The organism is Paraburkholderia phenazinium (assembly GCF_900141745.1).
Taxonomy (GTDB): Bacteria; Pseudomonadota; Gammaproteobacteria; order Burkholderiales; family Burkholderiaceae; genus Paraburkholderia; species Paraburkholderia phenazinium_B.
Genome location: NZ_FSRM01000001.1, coordinates 4,453,457 through 4,470,688 on the forward strand (window position 1 = coordinate 4,453,457; position 17,232 = coordinate 4,470,688).

The 17,232-nt window shown below is 63.9% G+C and carries 11 protein-coding genes; 9 read left to right on the plus strand and 2 right to left on the minus strand.

The features are described 5' to 3' along the window. Positions 1 to 234: 234 nt before the first annotated feature. Together BUS06_RS19960 and recN are read left to right on the plus strand one after the other, a co-directional pair. Complete coding sequence (locus tag BUS06_RS19960; protein ID WP_074265816.1) at positions 235 to 1,137, plus strand: NAD kinase; 903 nt, start codon at positions 235 to 237, stop codon at positions 1,135 to 1,137. Positions 1,138 to 1,238: 101 nt separating this feature from the next. Then, positions 1,239 to 2,936: a DNA repair protein RecN gene (recN, locus tag BUS06_RS19965; protein ID WP_074265817.1), complete on the plus strand. Its 1,698-nt coding sequence runs from the start codon at positions 1,239 to 1,241 to the stop codon at positions 2,934 to 2,936. Positions 2,937 to 2,969: 33 nt separating this feature from the next. Here recN and glnE read toward each other — a convergent pair whose 3' ends face one another. After that, positions 2,970 to 5,762 carry a bifunctional [glutamate--ammonia ligase]-adenylyl-L-tyrosine phosphorylase/[glutamate--ammonia-ligase] adenylyltransferase gene (glnE, locus tag BUS06_RS19970; protein WP_074265818.1) on the minus strand — a complete coding sequence of 931 codons (2,793 nt, stop codon included), beginning with the start codon at positions 5,760 to 5,762 and terminating at the stop codon, positions 2,970 to 2,972. A gap of 175 nt (positions 5,763 to 5,937) precedes the next feature. On the opposite strand from glnE, the gene BUS06_RS19975 reads away from it, so the two are divergent. From BUS06_RS19975 to BUS06_RS20005, 6 genes are all read left to right on the plus strand, one after another. Then, on the plus strand, positions 5,938 to 10,131 hold the full coding sequence (locus BUS06_RS19975; RefSeq protein WP_074265819.1) for a YhdP family protein: 4,194 nt from the start codon (positions 5,938 to 5,940) through the stop codon (positions 10,129 to 10,131). Between the two features lie 128 nt (positions 10,132 to 10,259). Further along, positions 10,260 to 11,102, plus strand: coding sequence for a carbon-nitrogen hydrolase family protein (locus BUS06_RS19980; protein ID WP_074265820.1), 843 nt, complete (start codon positions 10,260 to 10,262; stop codon positions 11,100 to 11,102). A gap of 97 nt (positions 11,103 to 11,199) precedes the next feature. After that, the gene (gene tldD, locus BUS06_RS19985) at positions 11,200 to 12,666 is read left to right on the plus strand and encodes a metalloprotease TldD (protein ID WP_074265821.1); all 1,467 of its coding nucleotides are present in this window, start codon (positions 11,200 to 11,202) and stop codon (positions 12,664 to 12,666) included. A 319-nt stretch (positions 12,667 to 12,985) separates the two neighbouring features. After that, a complete protein-coding gene (gene aroG / locus BUS06_RS19995) occupies positions 12,986 to 14,059 on the plus strand; it encodes a 3-deoxy-7-phosphoheptulonate synthase AroG (protein ID WP_074265822.1) in 1,074 nt (357 codons plus the stop codon). A 233-nt stretch (positions 14,060 to 14,292) separates the two neighbouring features. Continuing rightward, positions 14,293 to 14,637 carry a type II toxin-antitoxin system RelE/ParE family toxin gene (locus BUS06_RS20000; protein WP_074265823.1) on the plus strand — a complete coding sequence of 115 codons (345 nt, stop codon included), beginning with the start codon at positions 14,293 to 14,295 and terminating at the stop codon, positions 14,635 to 14,637. Then, a complete protein-coding gene (locus BUS06_RS20005; protein ID WP_074265824.1) occupies positions 14,634 to 14,966 on the plus strand; it encodes a helix-turn-helix domain-containing protein in 333 nt (110 codons plus the stop codon). Before BUS06_RS20000 ends, BUS06_RS20005 begins: the two co-directional genes overlap by 4 nt. Before the next feature lie 59 nt (positions 14,967 to 15,025). Here the strand turns inward: BUS06_RS20005 and BUS06_RS20010 are convergent, their stop codons facing one another. Next, positions 15,026 to 15,580 (minus strand): cob(I)yrinic acid a,c-diamide adenosyltransferase, encoded by a 555-nt coding sequence (locus tag BUS06_RS20010; RefSeq protein ID WP_074265825.1) that lies wholly within the window; start codon positions 15,578 to 15,580, stop codon positions 15,026 to 15,028. 184 nt (positions 15,581 to 15,764) lie between these two features. Between BUS06_RS20010 and BUS06_RS20015 the strand changes: the two genes are divergently transcribed. Beyond that, complete coding sequence (locus BUS06_RS20015) at positions 15,765 to 17,180, plus strand: FAD-binding oxidoreductase (protein ID WP_074265826.1); 1,416 nt, start codon at positions 15,765 to 15,767, stop codon at positions 17,178 to 17,180. Positions 17,181 to 17,232: the final 52 nt, after the last annotated feature.

Below are 17,232 nucleotides of genomic sequence, written 5' to 3' on the forward strand. Positions count from 1 at the left end.
GGCATGGGCTGCATGTGCCGGTTTGCCCGCACAACCCCTGGCGCGAACCCGCACCTGCGGGTTCGACGCAACGCATACCATCCCGCTGTCACGAGGAGTTCATCATTCTGCCGATAATCCTGCGCAGGCCGGCCGGCACGGGCCTGCAGCCCGACAGGCGCGCCCGCGTGGCGCCGGCCACCCATGTGGCCGCGGACGGTTCTTTTCAGCCCTCACCTATGGTGTAATGCCGGCATGCAAGTTACCAGTCAGTTCAAGACCGTCGCGCTCGTCGGGCGCAACAACACGCCAGGCATTGGCGAGCCGCTGACCGCGCTCGCCGCGTGCATCGCCAGGCGCGGCTTCGACGTGGTGTTCGAAGCGGACACCGCTGCGGAGATCGGCATTACCGACTACCCCGCCCTGCGCCCCGCGGAAATCGGCGCCCGCGCCGACGTGGCCGTGGTGCTGGGCGGCGACGGCACGATGCTCGGCATCGGCCGCCAGCTTGCGCCGTACCGCACGCCGCTGATCGGCATCAACCATGGGCGGGTCGGCTTCATCACCGACATCCCGATTTCAGCCATGCAGGAACTCGTGCCGCAGATGCTGAGCGGCAATTTCGAGCGCGAGGAACGCATGTTGCTGGAAGCGCGCATCATGCGCGGCGGCAGCCCCATCTACCACGCGCTGGCCTTCAACGACGTGGTGGTCAACCGCAGCGGTTTCTCGGGAATGGCGGAGCTGCACGTGGCCGTGGATGGCCGCTTCATGTACAACCAGCGCTCGGACGGACTGATCGTCGCCACGCCGACTGGATCGACCGCCTACGCGTTGTCGTCAGCCGGGCCAATCCTGCATCCACAGTTGCAAGGCATCGTGCTGGTGCCGATTGCGCCGCACGCATTGTCGAATCGCCCCATCGTGCTGCCGGACGACTCAAAGGTCAGCATCCAGATCGTCTCCGGCCGCGACGTCAACGTCAACTTCGACATGCAGTCGTTTACCGCGCTCGAACACAACGACAAGATCGAAGTGCGCCGCTCACGCCATACCGTGCCGCTCCTGCACCCGGTCGGCTACAGCCATTACGCGACGTTGCGCAAGAAGCTGCACTGGAATGAATACCCGTCGCACGAAGACGACATCAAGCCCTGAACCGATCCCGAATCCTGAATCCTGAACGAACACTGCGCCGATCCTGAGCTAACCCTGAGCACCTGGCCGCAGCCGGTAACCCAAGCTACCAGACGACCTCCATGCTTCGCCACCTCTCGATACGCGACTTCGTCATCGTCGCCGCGCTCGACCTTGAATTCGACAGCGGCTTCACGGTTTTCTCGGGCGAAACAGGCGCCGGCAAATCGATCCTGATCGACGCCCTGGCACTCGCGCTTGGCGCCCGCGCCGATGCAAGCGTCGTGCGCACCGGCGAGGCCCGCGCGGATATCACCGCGGAATTCGAAACGCACGCTCAGGTGGATCAGTGGCTCGACGAGCAGGCGTTAGGCTCGGCGAGCGGCACGAATAGTACGCACGGTGCAAACGGCGCCGGTTCGCACGACGAGACCGTCATGCTGCGGCGTGTGGTGGATGCGAACGGCCGCTCGCGTGCCTTCATCAACGGCACTGCGGCGACGCTCGCGCAACTGCGCGAGGTCGGCGAAATGCTGGTCGACATTCACGGACAGCACGCCCACCAGTTACTGATGCGCCCGGATGCGCAGCGTGAGCTATTCGATACGCACGCAGGATTGGTCGACAAGGCTGCCGCGGTGAGCCGCGCCTGGCGCGCCTGGCGCGACCGGGCGCAAGCGGTCGAAACAGCCAAAACGCGCGATCGCGAACTGCAACTCGAACGAGAGCGGCTCGCGTGGCAACTGGCCGAACTCGACAAGCTCGCCCCGCAGCCGGGTGAATGGGAAGAGGTCAACGCAGAACACAACCGTCTGTCGCATTCGGCCAACCTGATCGAAGGCGTGCAGGGAGCGCTCAACGCCCTCTCCGAGTCGGACGAGGCGATGATCACGCATCTGGCATCGATCGTCTCGAAGCTGCGCGACCTGGCGGAAATCGATCCAGCGTTAAACGATGCGCTCGCTGCGCTCGAGCCTGCTGAAATCCAGTTGCAGGAAGCTGCCTATTCGCTGAGCCACTACGCGCAAAGGCTCGAACTGGACCCCGACCGGCTCGCCCAGATCGAAAGACGTGTCGACGCCTTGCATTCGGCCGCGCGCAAATTCCGTCTGCAGCCGCAGACGCTGCCGGAGGAACACGCCGCGCGTCGCGCGCAACTGGCCGCACTGGACGCCGCCGCGGATCTGGACAGCCTGCACGCTGCCGAGGCCAAAGCAAAGGAAGCCTATCTGGCCGATGCCAAACAGCTGTCCAAAGCACGTGCCAAGGCCGCCAAGGCGCTCGGCTCGGCGGTCACCACGGGCATGCAGGAACTGTCGATGAAAGGCGGCAGTTTCGAGGTCGCACTCGTCGCGCTGCCGGAAGGCGGAGCGCATGGCCTCGAACAGGTGGAATTCCGCGTTGCCGGGCACGCCGGCGTGCCGCTCCGGCCGCTCGCCAAGGTCGCTTCAGGCGGCGAGCTGGCGCGGATCAGCCTCGCGCTCGCTGTGATCGCGAGCGCCGCCAGCCCGACCCCCACCCTGATCTTCGACGAAGTGGATACCGGTATTGGCGGTGGCGTCGCCGAAGTAGTCGGGCGTCTGCTGCATCAACTCGGTCGCGCTCGCCAGGTGCTGTGCGTCACGCACTTGCCGCAAGTGGCAGCGCGCGGCGACCATCATTTCCAGGTGGCCAAGGCATCGGACAAGAAAGGCGGTACGGTCAGCAGCGTCACGTCGCTGGACAAGGCCAGCCGGATCGAGGAAGTGGCACGCATGCTCGGCGGCCTGGAGATCACCGCCACCACCCGCAAGCACGCGAAGGAAATGCTCGCGGCGTAGACGGCAGTTACGACAGCGCCCCCCGCCCTCGCCTCACCCAAACACCCGCTTCCACAACGCCAGCACAGCCGCGCGCTCCGCCTCGACGGTCTCCGGCTCGACGCGCGCCTTCTCCATCCCGTCGAGCCTCAACCTGTGCTGCAGCTTGCGATACGTGCGATAAGCCGCGCCAACCGTCTCGGCCTCTTCCTCGCTCATCATCCCAAAGCGCGACACCTCACGCAGCAACGCGATATTGCCCGTATTGCGGATCAGCTCGGGGTCACGCGCGGCGTGCAGCAGCACCCAATACTGAACGGTGAATTCGATATCCACCATCCCGCCGCGATCGTGCTTCAGATCGAACAGCTCGGTACGGTTTGGATGGCCGGCTTCGACGCGTTCGCGCATCTCGACAATCTCTTTGGCGAGCGGCCCGGCCTCACGCGGCGTGGTCAGTACCTGCTCGCGGATCGCTTCGAACCTCGCGCCAATCTCGGCATCGCCCGCGCAGTAGCGTGCCCGCGACAACGCCTGGTGTTCCCACACCCACGCCGTATTGGCCGCATCGCCCTCGCGTAACTGGTAGCGCCTGAACGCATCCAGATCGGTGACGAGCAGTCCCGATTCGCCGTTCGGCCGCAGCCGCAGGTCCACGTCGAACAGCGTGCCCGCACCGGTCGCCATGGTCAGCCACGTGATCAGACGCCGCGTATAGGTGGAATAGACGTCGGCGGCCGCATCGTCGGGGTCGTCGTAGAGAAAGATCAGGTCGAGGTCCGACGCGTAGCCCAGTTCCTTACCGCCCAGTTTCCCGTACGCGATGATGGCAAAACGCGGCACCTCGCGATGACGTTTGGCCAGTTGCTTCCAGACTGCCTCGAGCGTCACGTCGAGCACGGCATCGGCCAGTTCGGAGAGCCGGTCGCTCACGTGTTCCACGCTCAGCTTGCCGGCCAGATCGATCAGCAGGATGCGGAACACTTCAGCCTGGTGCGCATGGCGCAGCAAATCCATCTGTTGTTCGACGCCGTCCGCCGCGGCAAGGCGCAAGCGCAGCGTGCGCTTGAACTCGGCCCAGTCGAACGGGCTCGCAATCGCTTCGTCATCGAGCAGTTCGTCGAGCAGTTGCGGATGGCGGATCAGATAACCGGCCGCCCAATGCGAGGCGCCCAGCACCGACAGTACGCGGTGCAACGCCTGCGGATATTCGGTCAACAGCGCCAGATACGCGCCGCGCCGGCTAACGGCCTCGAGCAGGTCGAAGAAGCGCGCCACCGTGTCGCCACGCCGCGCGGGCGGCTCCAGCGTGCGCGCGGCTTCAAGCGCTCGCTGCGCGACAATATCGAAGCGCTGCCGGCTACGCTCCGCAAGCCCCGCGTAGCGCGACGAATTCCACACGGCGCGCAGGCGCGCGAGCAGCTCGGCGGGCTCGGGAATTCCCAGTTCGGCGATGCGCGCCTGCAACGCAGCTTCCGCACTATCGTCGGCCAGCGCGCTACTCCAGACCCACACCGCGGCACCGTCTTCCGGCGCACCGCAACCGTCGCGGCCGTTCACCTTGTCGGCGAAAATCTGGTCGAACTGCTGCTCGACCATCTCGCGATGCGCGTCGAGCTTCGCCATCAGCGCCGCGTAATCGTCGAAACCCATCGCACGGGCCAGCGCCGCGCGCTCTTCCGGATCCACCGGCATCGCATGCGTTTGCGCGTCATTGCGATACTGCAGCCGGTGCTCGAGTTCGCGCAGGAACCGATATGCCTGCGAGAGCCCCACACACACGACCGGCGCGATCAGACCATGCGTTGCGGCGTGGCGCAGCACGGCGAGCGTCGGCCGCACGCGCAGGCCCGCGTCCTGGCCGCCGCGAATCAACTGGAACACCTGGGCGCTAAATTCAATCTCGCGGATGCCGCCACGGCCAAGCTTGATGTCGTCGGCCTTGTCCGGCCGCATCGAGGCACGGCGCTGCGCCTCCTGGCGAATCTGCAGATGCAGCGCGCGAATCGCGCTGATCACGCCGAAGTCCAGATAGCGGCGATAGATAAACGGTGTGCAGATCGCATCGAGCTGCTTCTGCATGCGGCGTGCAGCGTCACTGCTGCCTTCGGACACAAGCCGCCCCTTGATCCAGGCGTAGCGCTCCCACTCGCGGCCCTGCACGTAAAAATACTCTTCGAGCATGCCAAGACTACACACCAGCGGTCCCGAATCGCCGTTCGGCCGCAGCCGCATATCGACGCGAAATACATAACCGTCGGCGGTCACTTCGGCTAGCGCGGCGATCAGGCGTTTGCCGAGACGCGTGAAAAAGTCCTGTGTGGCAATCGGCGGACGCTGACCGCCGGCGGTCTCGCCGTCTTCTTCGTAAATGAAGATCAGGTCGATGTCAGACGATACGTTCAGCTCGCGTCCACCCAGCTTGCCCATGCCGACCACGCCGAGCGCAAGACGCTCGCCCTCGGGGCCGCGCGGCTCGCCGTAGAGCATTTCGAGATCGGCGGAGAGCACCGCCATCGCCCGCTGGATGGTCGTTTCGGCCAGATCGGTCATGGCTCCGGTGACTTCCGCAACATCGGCGCGCCCAGCCAGATCTCGCTCCATCACCGCGCAAAACACCTCGGTGCGTAACTGACGAAGCGCGCATTTGAGACCCTCTTCGGTCAACGAACCATCGGCGGAACTCGCCAACGCCGCGCACAGATCGTCGAAGCGGGCTTCGATCCGTTCGCGCGTGACGGGTTCTGCAGCCAAGGTCGCAATGCGTTCGGCCAGTTCGGGACGAGCCGCCAGCGCGCGCGCTGCGTAATGTGAATAGCTGGAACTCAGGAGTGTGGCTTGGGTCATCAAGGGTGTGGATCGTTCGTTGCTGTATCCATCTCATCACGGAGCCAGGCGCCGCGTCGCACAGGTCGCGAGACGGCATGGGCACAGGCTTTGAAGGATATTCGTCGCGACTGGCCCGTGTGTTACATTTCGTCGTCAGATCGCAAAACTACCATACGCCCATCCCCGCCGCAGCATGTCCGAGCGAAACGAATCCGCCGCGCAACAGGAAGCCGGACAAGTCAGGTCAGTGAGCGGCGACCACCACGTGGTGCTGCGCCACACCCTGAGAGTGCTGCTGGGGATCGCGCTCGTCGTTTATTTCATTGCAGCGGCTCTGTTCATGGGTCTGCGTTACGGCTTGCTGCCGTACGTCGATTCTTTCCGGCCGCGCATCGAAACCCTCGTCTCCGAGAAGATCCACGCGCAACTCACTATCGGCAAACTGGCGCCGCACTGGACCGGTTTCCAGCCCGGCATCGACGTCACCAACCTGATGATCCGGGACCGCGAAGGCAAGGTCGGGCTAAACATCCCGCATGCCACCGCCACGGTCTCGTGGAGTTCGCTGTGGCAATTCAAGCCGATCCTCTCGAGCCTGATCGTCAATCAGCCTGACGTGCTGATCGAGCGCGGCAGCGACGGCTCGCTCTCGGTCGCCGGCGTCGTGGCGCCGAGCACCCATACCGGCAATGACACCTTCAGCTCGTGGCTACTGCGCCAGCAGGCCATTGTGCTGCGCGGCGGCACGCTAAGGTGGCACGACGCGCGCCACGATGCACCTGAACTTGCGCTGCAGAACATTCGTCTGGCCATTCTCAACGACGGCTATAACCACCACCTCGCGCTGCAGGCGCCGCCGGACGGCCGGGTCCTGCATGGCCCGCTCGATTTCCGCGTGTACTTCAAACATGCGCCTTTGTCGGCTATCGGCAAGCCGATCAACTGGACCGGCCAGGCTTACGTGTCGACCGGCCCGGTCGATCTGCCCGCGCTAGCCCACTACATGGATTTCCCAATCGAGACGTTCGCGGGCCGGATCGACAACGCTATCTGGATCGACTTCGCCCAAGGCCGGACGACCTCGGCGAGCGGCGAGCTGAGCGGCTCCGATATCTCGTTGCGCGTGCGGCCGACCCAGCCGCGCCTGGACGTGCCGGTCGCGAGCTTTTCCTGGAAAGTCGAGACGGGACCGGACGACTACACGCTGCAACTGAACCACCTGCACGCGGAACTCGGCCAGCCGCCGCTCGAGGACGGCACGCCGCTCACCCGCACGCTGGCCCTCACCACTTTAAGCGGCCACTACCGCCGCGCATCGGTACAGCACGGCCAGTTGTTTAGCGTGACCGGCGACCGTGTCGATCTCGGCATACTCGCCGAATTCAGTCGCGCGCTCCCGCTCTCGGGACATCTGTTGAATGAACTGGTGCGCTTCGACCCTCGCGGCCTGGTGGCGAACTACCTGATCGAGGTCGAACGGGCCAGGCCCGAATCCGGCGAGGCGGCCAGCGAACGTAATGCAGGGGGCGCCGAACCGATCGTGCGCTACCGCTTCAAGGCGGACCTGCAGGGCATCAGCGTCGCGGCCCAGGAGCCGCCGCCAGGGCTCACCCCGTTGGGTCACCCGCGGGCCGGCTTGCCTGGCGTGGAAAATCTGTGGGGTAGCGTCGACGCCGACGAAAATCATGGCGCCATGAGCATCGACACCAACAACGTGGCCCTTACGCTGCCTGGTGTTTTCGATAACCCGCGCCTCAGATTCGACCGCCTGAAGGGTCGCGGCAGCTGGACGGTCAAGCCGGCGGCGCCAGGTGAAGCCCACAAGGCGTTTGCCATTACCGTCCCGGAACTGAGCGTCGCCAATGCGGATGCGGTCGCTTCGGCGACCGCGAACTACAGCAATCCCGGCCACGGTCGCGGCTCACTCGACCTGACGGCGAAGTTCGAGCACGCCCAGGTCACGCGGATCGTCCGCTACCTCCCCACCAGCATCCCCGAGAAGCTGCGCACCTACCTGGGTCACGGGCTGCAAGCCGGCATCTCGCGCGGCGGGGTGATCGAGATACACGGCGATCTCACCAAATTCCCCTACTCGCGCGACCCAACTGCCGGCGTGTTCCAGATCGTGGCGCCGTTCAAGGGCGGCAAGTTCGACCCGTCACCTTTCCCGCCGCGCATGATGAAAGACGGCGTGACGCCGAATGTGTGGCCGCCGCTGGATGGTATCGACGGCACGTTCTCGCTGAAAGAGAACGTGCTGCGCTTCGACGTCGATCGCGCGCACTACAAGCGCGTCGCGCTCGGCAAGGTCAGCGGCAAGATCGACGATCTGGGCACCAAGGCATCGAGCCTGGTCATCAACGGCGATGGACACGGGCCGCTCGCCGACATGCTCGACTACGTCAACGCGAGTTCGCTCGGCAGTCTCTCGAAGCATGTCGGCGAAAAGGTGCAGGCCGAAGGGCCCGCATCGCTGGCACTGAAGCTGACAGTGCCGCGTACGCCGAAACCGCACATCGCCGTCGAGGGTGCGATCGGCTTCCAGAACAACCGTCTCAGCACCGACAACGTGCCGCCGCTGTCGCAACTGACCGGCAAGGTTCATTTCACCGAACACACCGCCCAGCTCGATCACTTGAGCGGCCAGTTCATGGGCGGTGACGTGCACGCCAACGGCGGTGTGCAGAACAACGGCACTTACGCGCTTGATCTGAACGGCCACATTGCCGTCGACGCAGCACGCGGTCTGAATCTGCACGGACCAGCCGCCCAGGTGCTCACGCGCATGAACGGCAGCGCGCCCTACGAGGTAAACGTAACGGGAGCCAAAGGGCATCTGCCTAATGTCACGGCCAACTCCGACCTGACCAGCCTCGCGCTCGACTTCCCCGCGCCGTTCAACAAGCCGCTCGGCCAACCGATGCCGCTGCATTTCACCTTCAAGCCCGCCGCCTCGGAAAGCGACGCCGGCCTGCAACGCGCCGACCTCAAGTTCGGCCCGATAGCCGCCACCTACCTGCTGCGCCACACGCCGGGCAAGCCGCCGGAGGTGGTGGTCGGCGCAGTCGGTGTCAACAAGCCGGCTGAACTGCCGAGCGAAGGCGTGATCGCCGCGGTCGACATCGACGCGTTTGACGCGGATCAATGGCGCGCCCTGGTGACCCAGATGCGCAGCAAGGAAACGCCCCCGCCGCCCGGCACCCCGGCGAGCGCCCCCAACCCGACGCTTACGCAGTTCCTGCCCAACCGCTTTGCCGTGCATATCGGCACGTTGACGCTGCTCAAGCGCCACTGGGAAAGCGTGATCGTCGGCGCATCGCGGGACAACGGCAACTGGCAGGCCAACATCGCCTCGAATCAGGTTTCCGGCCACGTGGCCTGGCTGCCCGGCCCCGTCAAAGGTTCGCCGGGGACGCTGCAGGCCCGTCTCGCCCGCCTGGTGATTCCGTCTGCCACCGAAAACGATCTGCTCGGCCAGGCGATCTCGGCCCCGGCGCAGAACATGCCGACGATCGATCTGGTGGTGAACGAACTGATCGTGCGCGACCACAACATCGGCAGTCTCGAAGTCGACGCGCATAACTTCCAGGAAGACGGCGTGCCGGTCTGGCAGCTGGACAAGCTCGACATCACCAACCCGGCTGCCACGCTGACCGCCACCGCCAACTGGCGCACCTCGACGCAGCTCGGCGCCAATGCCGACGAAGACACGCCAAAGCGCACCGTGTTCGACTTCAAGCTCGATATCAAGGATGCCGGCGCGTTGCTCCAGCAGTTCGGCCAACCGCGCACGCTCAAGGGCGGCAGCGGCACGCTGTCGGGCAAGGTCGTCTGGCGTGGCGGCCCGACCCGCATCGACTATCCGACGCTGAACGGCAACCTGGCCGTCGACATGCGCCATGGCCAGATTCTCAAGGTCGATCCGGGCGTCGCCAAGCTGCTGGGCGTGCTGAGCCTGCAAAGCCTTGCGCGCTTTGCGACGCTCAATTTCAAGGACGTGATCGGCGAAGGTCTGCCGTTTGAAAGCGTGACCGGAACCGGACAGATCAGCGACGGCATCGGCCGCACCGACAACTTCAGGATGGTGACCGCGCCGGCCCGCGCCGAGATGGCGGGCTCGGTGGATCTCGCGCAGGAGACCCAGGACCTGCACGTGCACATTGTGCCGACCGTCAGCGCGGGCGCTGGCGTGGTGGCGGCCACGGTGATCAATCCGCTGTTCGGCCTCGCTGCGCTGGTGGCGGACCTCGCGCTGTCGAAGTCGATTTCGAAGGCGTTCGCAATGGACTACGCCATCACCGGTTCGTGGTCAAAACCCCACGTCGAGCGGGTGCGCGGCGATCGCGGTAAGATGGACCTGCCGGCTTCGACCGTGGAAGCGCAGTGAGTCCCGCAGCGAGCCCGTATCGCCGGGTTCAGCGGTCCCGCGGTGGCGAAGCGGCGGCGGTACAGCCTTGATCGACGTATGCAGCGCCTGCGGTCGGCGTTGCCCAGCCGGGAGTCTTCGAAACGCTCATGAGCGAACAACACGCCAATCCCCCCTCCCTTAGCCCGTCCTTCCGCGTCGCCGCATTGCAGATGGTGAGCACGCCGGATCGCGACCGCAATCTCGCCGAAGCCGAACGCCTCATTGCCGAGGCCGCTGCCGACGGCGCGCAACTGGTCCTGCTGCCCGAATACTTCTGTTTCATGGGTTTTAAGGATACCGACAAGCTCAGCGTACGCGAACCCTACGGCGACGGCCCGATCCAGCGCTTTCTTTCCGACGCGGCGCGCCGCCACGGCGTCTGGGTAATAGGCGGCACATTGCCGATCACGGCGCCCGAAGCGAACCGCGTCCTGAACACCACGCTGGTGTTCAACCCAAAGGGCGAGGAAGTCACCCGCTACGACAAGATTCACCTGTTCAACTTCGAAAAAGGTGAAGAATCGTTCGACGAAGCGCGCACCATCCGCCCGGGCTCCGAGGTCCGCACCTTCGAGGCGCCGTTCGGAAGAGTCGGCCTGTCGGTCTGCTACGATTTGCGTTTCCCGGAGTTGTACCGCCGGCTGGGCGATTGCGCGCTGATCGTGGTGCCGTCCGCTTTCACCTACACGACCGGCCGTGCGCACTGGGAAATGCTGCTGCGCGCCCGCGCCGTCGAGAACCAGTGTTACGTGCTCGCCGCGGCGCAAGGCGGCAAGCACGAGAACGGCCGCCGCACATGGGGACACAGCATGCTGATCGACCCGTGGGGCGAGATCGTCGCGGTACGCGAGGAAGGTGCCGGCGTGGTGGCCGGCAATCTCGAACGGGCACGCATCGACGAAGTCCGGCAGAGCCTGCCGGCCTGGCGTCACCGCGTACTGACGAGTTAAAGCTGCACCAGACATTGAAAGTCCGACGCCGCCCACCCATGTATGTGATGCGCGTGCGCCAACCGAACCCCTTTGTATCGAGCAGAAGACACTTCGCATGAACATCATCGAACCCGGTATCCGTAATCTCGCCACTGCCAAGGACGTGCTCCTCACGCCCTACGGCCTCGACGAAGCTCTGCTGTCACGCACGCTCGCCGAAATCTTCACGCACCGCATCGACTACGCGGACCTGTATTTCCAGGCCACCCGTAGCGAAGCCTGGAGCCTTGAAGAAGGTATCGTGAAATCTGGCAGCTTCAGCATCGATCAAGGGGTGGGCGTACGCGCCGTCTCGGGCGACCGGACCGCGTTTGCCTACTCGGACGATCTGTCGCCCGAGGCCATTCGCCAGGCTGCGCTCGCCACCCGCTCGATCGCCAAGGCCGGCGGCGGCAAGCAGAAGATCAAGGTTGCCCCTTCGCTGACCGGCATTGCCGGACGCGACCTGTATCTGCCGTCCGATCCGCTGCATTCGCTCGACGCGACCGCCAAGGTCAAGCTGCTCGAACGCGTCGAACAGATGGCGCGCAGCCGCGATCCGCGTATCACCCAGGTGATGGCGGGTCTGGCCGGCGAATACGACGTGGTGCTGGTGGCGCGCAGCGACGGCGCGCTCGCCGCGGACATCCGGCCGCTGGTGCGTGTCTCCGTCACGGTGATCGCTGAGCAGAACGGCCGCCGCGAGATCGGCAGCGGCGGCGGCGGTGGCCGCTTCGATTACGGCTATTTCACGGACGCGGTGTTGTCAAAGTACGTCGATGACGCGGTGCACGCTGCGCTGGTCAACCTCGACGCCCGCCCGGCCCCGGCCGGCGCGATGACCGTCGTGCTAGGCCCGGGCTGGCCCGGCGTGCTGCTGCACGAAGCAATCGGCCACGGTCTCGAAGGCGACTTCAACCGCAAGGGATCGTCGGCGTTTGCTGGACGCATCGGCGAGCGCGTCGCGGCCAAGGGCGTCACGGTGGTCGACGACGGCACGCTGCCGAATCGCCGCGGCTCGCTCAATATCGACGATGAAGGCAATCCGACCCAGTGCACCACGCTGATCGAGGACGGCATCCTGAAGGGCTATATCCAGGACACGCTGAACGCCCGCCTCATGAAGATGCCGGTAACGGGCAACGCGCGCCGCGAGTCGTACGCAGCCCTGCCGATGCCGCGCATGACGAACACCTACATGCTGAACGGCGACAAGGATCCGCAGGAAATCATTGCCTCGGTGAAAAACGGCCTGTACGCGGTGAATTTCGGCGGCGGTCAGGTCGACATCACCAACGGCAAGTTCGTATTCTCGGCGTCCGAGGCCTACATGATCGAAGACGGCAAGGTGACGTATCCAGTGAAGGGCGCGACGCTGATCGGCAGCGGCCCGGAATCGCTCAAGTTCGTCAGCATGATCGGCAACGATATGGCGCTGGATTCCGGTGTCGGCGTATGTGGCAAGGAAGGTCAAAGCGTGCCGGTGGGCGTTGGCCAACCGACCCTGCGCATCGAGAAGATGACGGTGGGCGGCACGGCCTGATCGTCAAAAACGCATACTTCGTGCAAATTTTTCACGAAGTATGCGGATAATCCGCATTTTTGGCGCCCACCGGTTGTCAATCGAGACTACCCGGGTTATAAAGTCATCCACCCTTTTTGACGCACGACCTTACTTCGCCATGTCCGCCAAGTTTTATTTTTACTTTTTCTGGCATCTCAGACCGCTGGCGGATCGAGAGGGGTGTTAGTGCACGTAAGGCACCCGAAATTCCCGAAAAACCGCCAGCGAGTCTGGCGGTTTTTTTTCGCCCCAAGCGAACACAACACGCACGCTACGAATTGAATCCTGGAGAACCACCATGCCCCCGCACAACACTGACGATGTCCGAATTCGAGAATTGAAAGAACTCACACCGCCCGCCCATCTGATCCGCGAATTCGCCTGCGAAGAGTCGGTGTCCGAGCTGATCTACCATTCGCGCCAGTCGATGCACCGCATCCTGCACGGCATGGAAGACCGCCTGATCGTCATCATCGGACCGTGCTCGATCCACGACACCAAGGCCGCGCTCGAATACGCGGGACGTCTGGTCGAACAGCGCAAGCGCTTCGCGGGCGAGCTCGAGATCGTGATGCGCGTGTACTTCGAAAAGCCGCGCACAACGGTGGGCTGGAAGGGTCTCATCAACGACCCGCATATGGACAACAGCTTCAAGATCAACGACGGCCTGCGCACCGCGCGCGAACTGCTGCTGCGCATCAACGAACTCGGCCTGCCGGCCGGCACCGAATACCTCGACATGATCAGCCCGCAATACATCGCCGATCTGATCTCGTGGGGTGCAATCGGCGCGCGCACGACCGAGTCGCAGGTGCATCGCGAACTGGCCTCCGGCCTGTCGTGCCCGGTGGGCTTCAAGAACGGCACCGACGGCAACGTGAAGATCGCCGTCGACGCCATCAAGGCCGCGTCGCAGCCGCATCATTTCCTGTCGGTGACGAAGGGCGGTCACTCCGCGATCGTCTCGACGGCCGGCAATGAGGACTGCCACATCATTCTGCGTGGCGGCAAGACGCCGAATTACGATGCCGACAGCGTGAACGGCGCCTGCGCCGATATCGGCAAGGCTGGCCTCGCGGCGCGTCTGATGATCGACGCAAGCCACGCCAATAGCTCGAAGAAGCACGAGAACCAGATTCCGGTGTGTGCGGACATTGGCCGCCAGATCGCCGGCGGCGACGAGCGCATCATCGGCGTGATGGTGGAATCGCATCTGGTGGCTGGCCGCCAGGACCTGAAAGAAGGCTGCGAACTAACCTACGGCCAGAGCGTGACCGACGCCTGCATCGGTTGGGACGAAAGTCTCGGCGTGCTGGAAGGCCTGGCCGAAGCGGTCAAGCAGCGCCGCGTCGCTCGCGGCAGCGGGAATTAAGGGGAGATCGACCGCATGCTCGCCTGCGCGCATTAGCACGGTCGCAAGCGCGATCGTCCACCTGCCAAAACGGCCCACCGGCGTACGTCGGTGGGCCGTTTGCCTTTGCACTGGCCATCCGGCTGAATGTTCGTTTATGTCACGTCCTTGTACTGTCACTACCCATGGTGGAAGCAGATGCATCTTGCTGCTTCTGGGGGATTGGTATACAATTTTATACATTAAGGACGTGCATGCAGTGGGACAAAGAAATTTCCTGGATGGGTTCCAGCTTTGACGATTTATTGGCCTTTCCGGACGAGGCACGCCGGAAGGCCGGTTTCCAACTCAGTAAAGTTCAGGCCGGCCTCGACCCTGACGACTGGAAACCGTTTGCTATCGTCGGCTCCGGTACGCGTGAAATCCGTATCAGTGAAGCGAACGGTATTTACCGTGTGATGTACGTGACGAAGTTCGTGGAAGCCATTTATGTGCTGCACTGCTTCCAGAAACAGAGCGAGGTCACGAGCCGGCACGACCGGGGTATTGCTGAGGCGCGCTATCGCGCAGTGATCAACGAGACAAGGACATATCAATGACCATCGACACCAAAATCCGTCATGTGACGAAACCGGGTGCGAACCTGTTCCTCGAGCTGGGTTTCCCCGCTGAGGAAGCCGCACAGCTGCACGCCGTATCGCAAAAGGAAATCAACGACACGCGGCTCCTCAAGGAACAGTTGATGACCGAACTGTCTACATGGATCGACGAACACCATCTGAAGCAGGCCGATGCCGCCGAGATCCTGAAGGTATCGCGCCCGCGCGTGTCGGACGTGGTCAACAAGAAGACCACCAAATTCACCATCGATACGCTGGTCGAAATGATGAGCCGGATCGGCAAGCCGGTCACGCTGGAGATCGGCTAAGGCGCTTCGCACCTGCCGTCGTCGCGCACCTCGAGTCTTTATCGCTGCACCCGGGCGGCTTACTTCGCGCCGCGCTGGTGCTGCCAGAGGACGTCGCTGCCGCCATCCACGCGATTCAACACGCGCGCCAGCACAAACAGCAGATCGGACAGGCGGTTCACGTATTGACGAGGCGCGGCATTAATTGCCTCGCTCTGGCCAAGCGCCACGATGGCGCGTTCGGCCCGGCGGCACACCGTCCGGCACACATGCGCAAGCGCCGCTGAACGCGAGCCGCCAGGCAAGATGAATTCCTTCAGCGGCGGTAACGTCGCGTTGTAGTCATCAAGCCAGCCGTCGAGCTGGGCAAGATGCTTGTCCGTGATTATCGTGTGGCCCGGAATGCAAAGTTCGCCGCCCAGATCGAACAGGTCGTGCTGGATGGCGGTCAGCGCCAGGCGCACGTTCTCAGGCAGGTTTTCGCACAGCAACACGCCGAGATTCGAGTTCAGTTCATCCACTTCGCCAATGGCTGTGATCCGCGCCTCGTCCTTGCGGACACGGCGGCCGTCGCCGAGACCCGTGGTGCCGTCGTCGCCCGTCCGGGTGGCAATCTTGCTCAAACGGTGACCCATGATATGTGCCGTCCTTTCAGTGTGGGATGCATCCGCGTGGCTGCCTGCCCGATGCCGATCCCGATATCGCGGCCATTATAGGTTCGGCCAGCCGGCGAGGTGCCGCGGTTCGGCGTAAAGCCCGGTGTTCGGCGTAAAATGAATCAGAAGCTACAGACGCCAAGCCCGTCTTCAGGAGACCCTTGTGAATCATCCCGCGCCGCCGGCACCCTTGCGCCGCCCCTTCCCCGCCGAACTCCTCACTTCGCTCAAATCCGCCTTTGGCGAGCGCGTTTCGATCGCCGAAGCCGTGCGCGCCCATCACGGCCGCGACGAATCGCCGTTCGATCCGCAATTGCCTGACGCCGTGGTTTTCGCGCGCAATACGGAAGAGGTGCAGGCCATTGTCAGATTATGCGGGCAGCACGACGTGCCGATCATTCCTTACGGCAACGGTTCGTCGCTGGAAGGGCATCTGCTGGCGGTACAGGGCGGCGTGTCGATCGATCTGTCGGAGATGAACCAGGTCCTGTCGATCAACGCGGAAGACCTTACCGTCACCGTCGAACCGGGCATCTCACGCAAGCAGCTCAACGAAGCGCTTCGCGACACGGGCCTGTTTTTCCCGATCGATCCCGGCGCGGATGCCAGTATCGGCGGTATGTCGGCAACGCGCGCCTCGGGTACGAACGCCGTGCGCTACGGCACGATGCGCGAGAACGTGCTCGGCCTCACCGTGGTGCTGGCTGACGGCCGCGTCATCAAGACCGGTACACGGGCACGGAAGTCGTCGGCGGGGTATGACCTGACGCGCCTTTTTGTGGGCTCGGAGGGCACGCTCGGCGTCATTACCGAAATCACCTTGCGGCTTTATCCGCAACCGGAAGCCGTCTCGGCGGCGGTGTGCACGTTTCCTTCGATGGGCGACGCCGTGCGTGCCGTCATCGAGACCATCCAGATGGGTGTGCCGATTGCACGCGTGGAATTCGTGGATTCGCTCGCCATCCGTTCGATCAACCGCCATTCGAATCTCACGCTGCGCGAGGCGCCCACGCTCTTCTTCGAATTCCACGGCACCGAATCCGGCGTGAAGGAACAGGCGGAAACGGTGCAGGAAATCACCGCGCAAAACGCCGGTGAAGGCTTCGAATGGGCCACCCGGCCGGAAGACCGCAGCCGTCTCTGGAACGCCCGGCACAACGCCTACTTCGCAATGTTGCAACTGAAGCCCGGCTGCCGCGCGGTCACCACTGACGTTTGCGTGCCAATCTCGCGGCTCGCGGAATGCGTGGTCGAAACGGAGCAGGACCTGTTGGCCTCGCCGCTACCCTGCCCGATCGTCGGCCATGTGGGCGACGGCAATTTCCACGTCGCGATCCTGATCGATCCGAACAAGCCCGAAGAACTCGCGGAAGCCGAGCGGCTCAACCAGCGCATCGTGCAGCGCGCATTGCGCATGGACGGCACCTGCACGGGCGAACACGGGGTCGGTTTGCACAAGATGGGCTTCCTGCTGGAAGAACACGGTGAGGTCGCCGTCGATACCATGCGTTCGATCAAGCATGCGCTCGACCCGCGTAACCTCATGAATCCCGGCAAGATTTTCGCGTGGGCCGCTTAGGGCATCGATAGATCACCCTATAGGCCGCCCCTGCTGGCACCTGTAATACCTC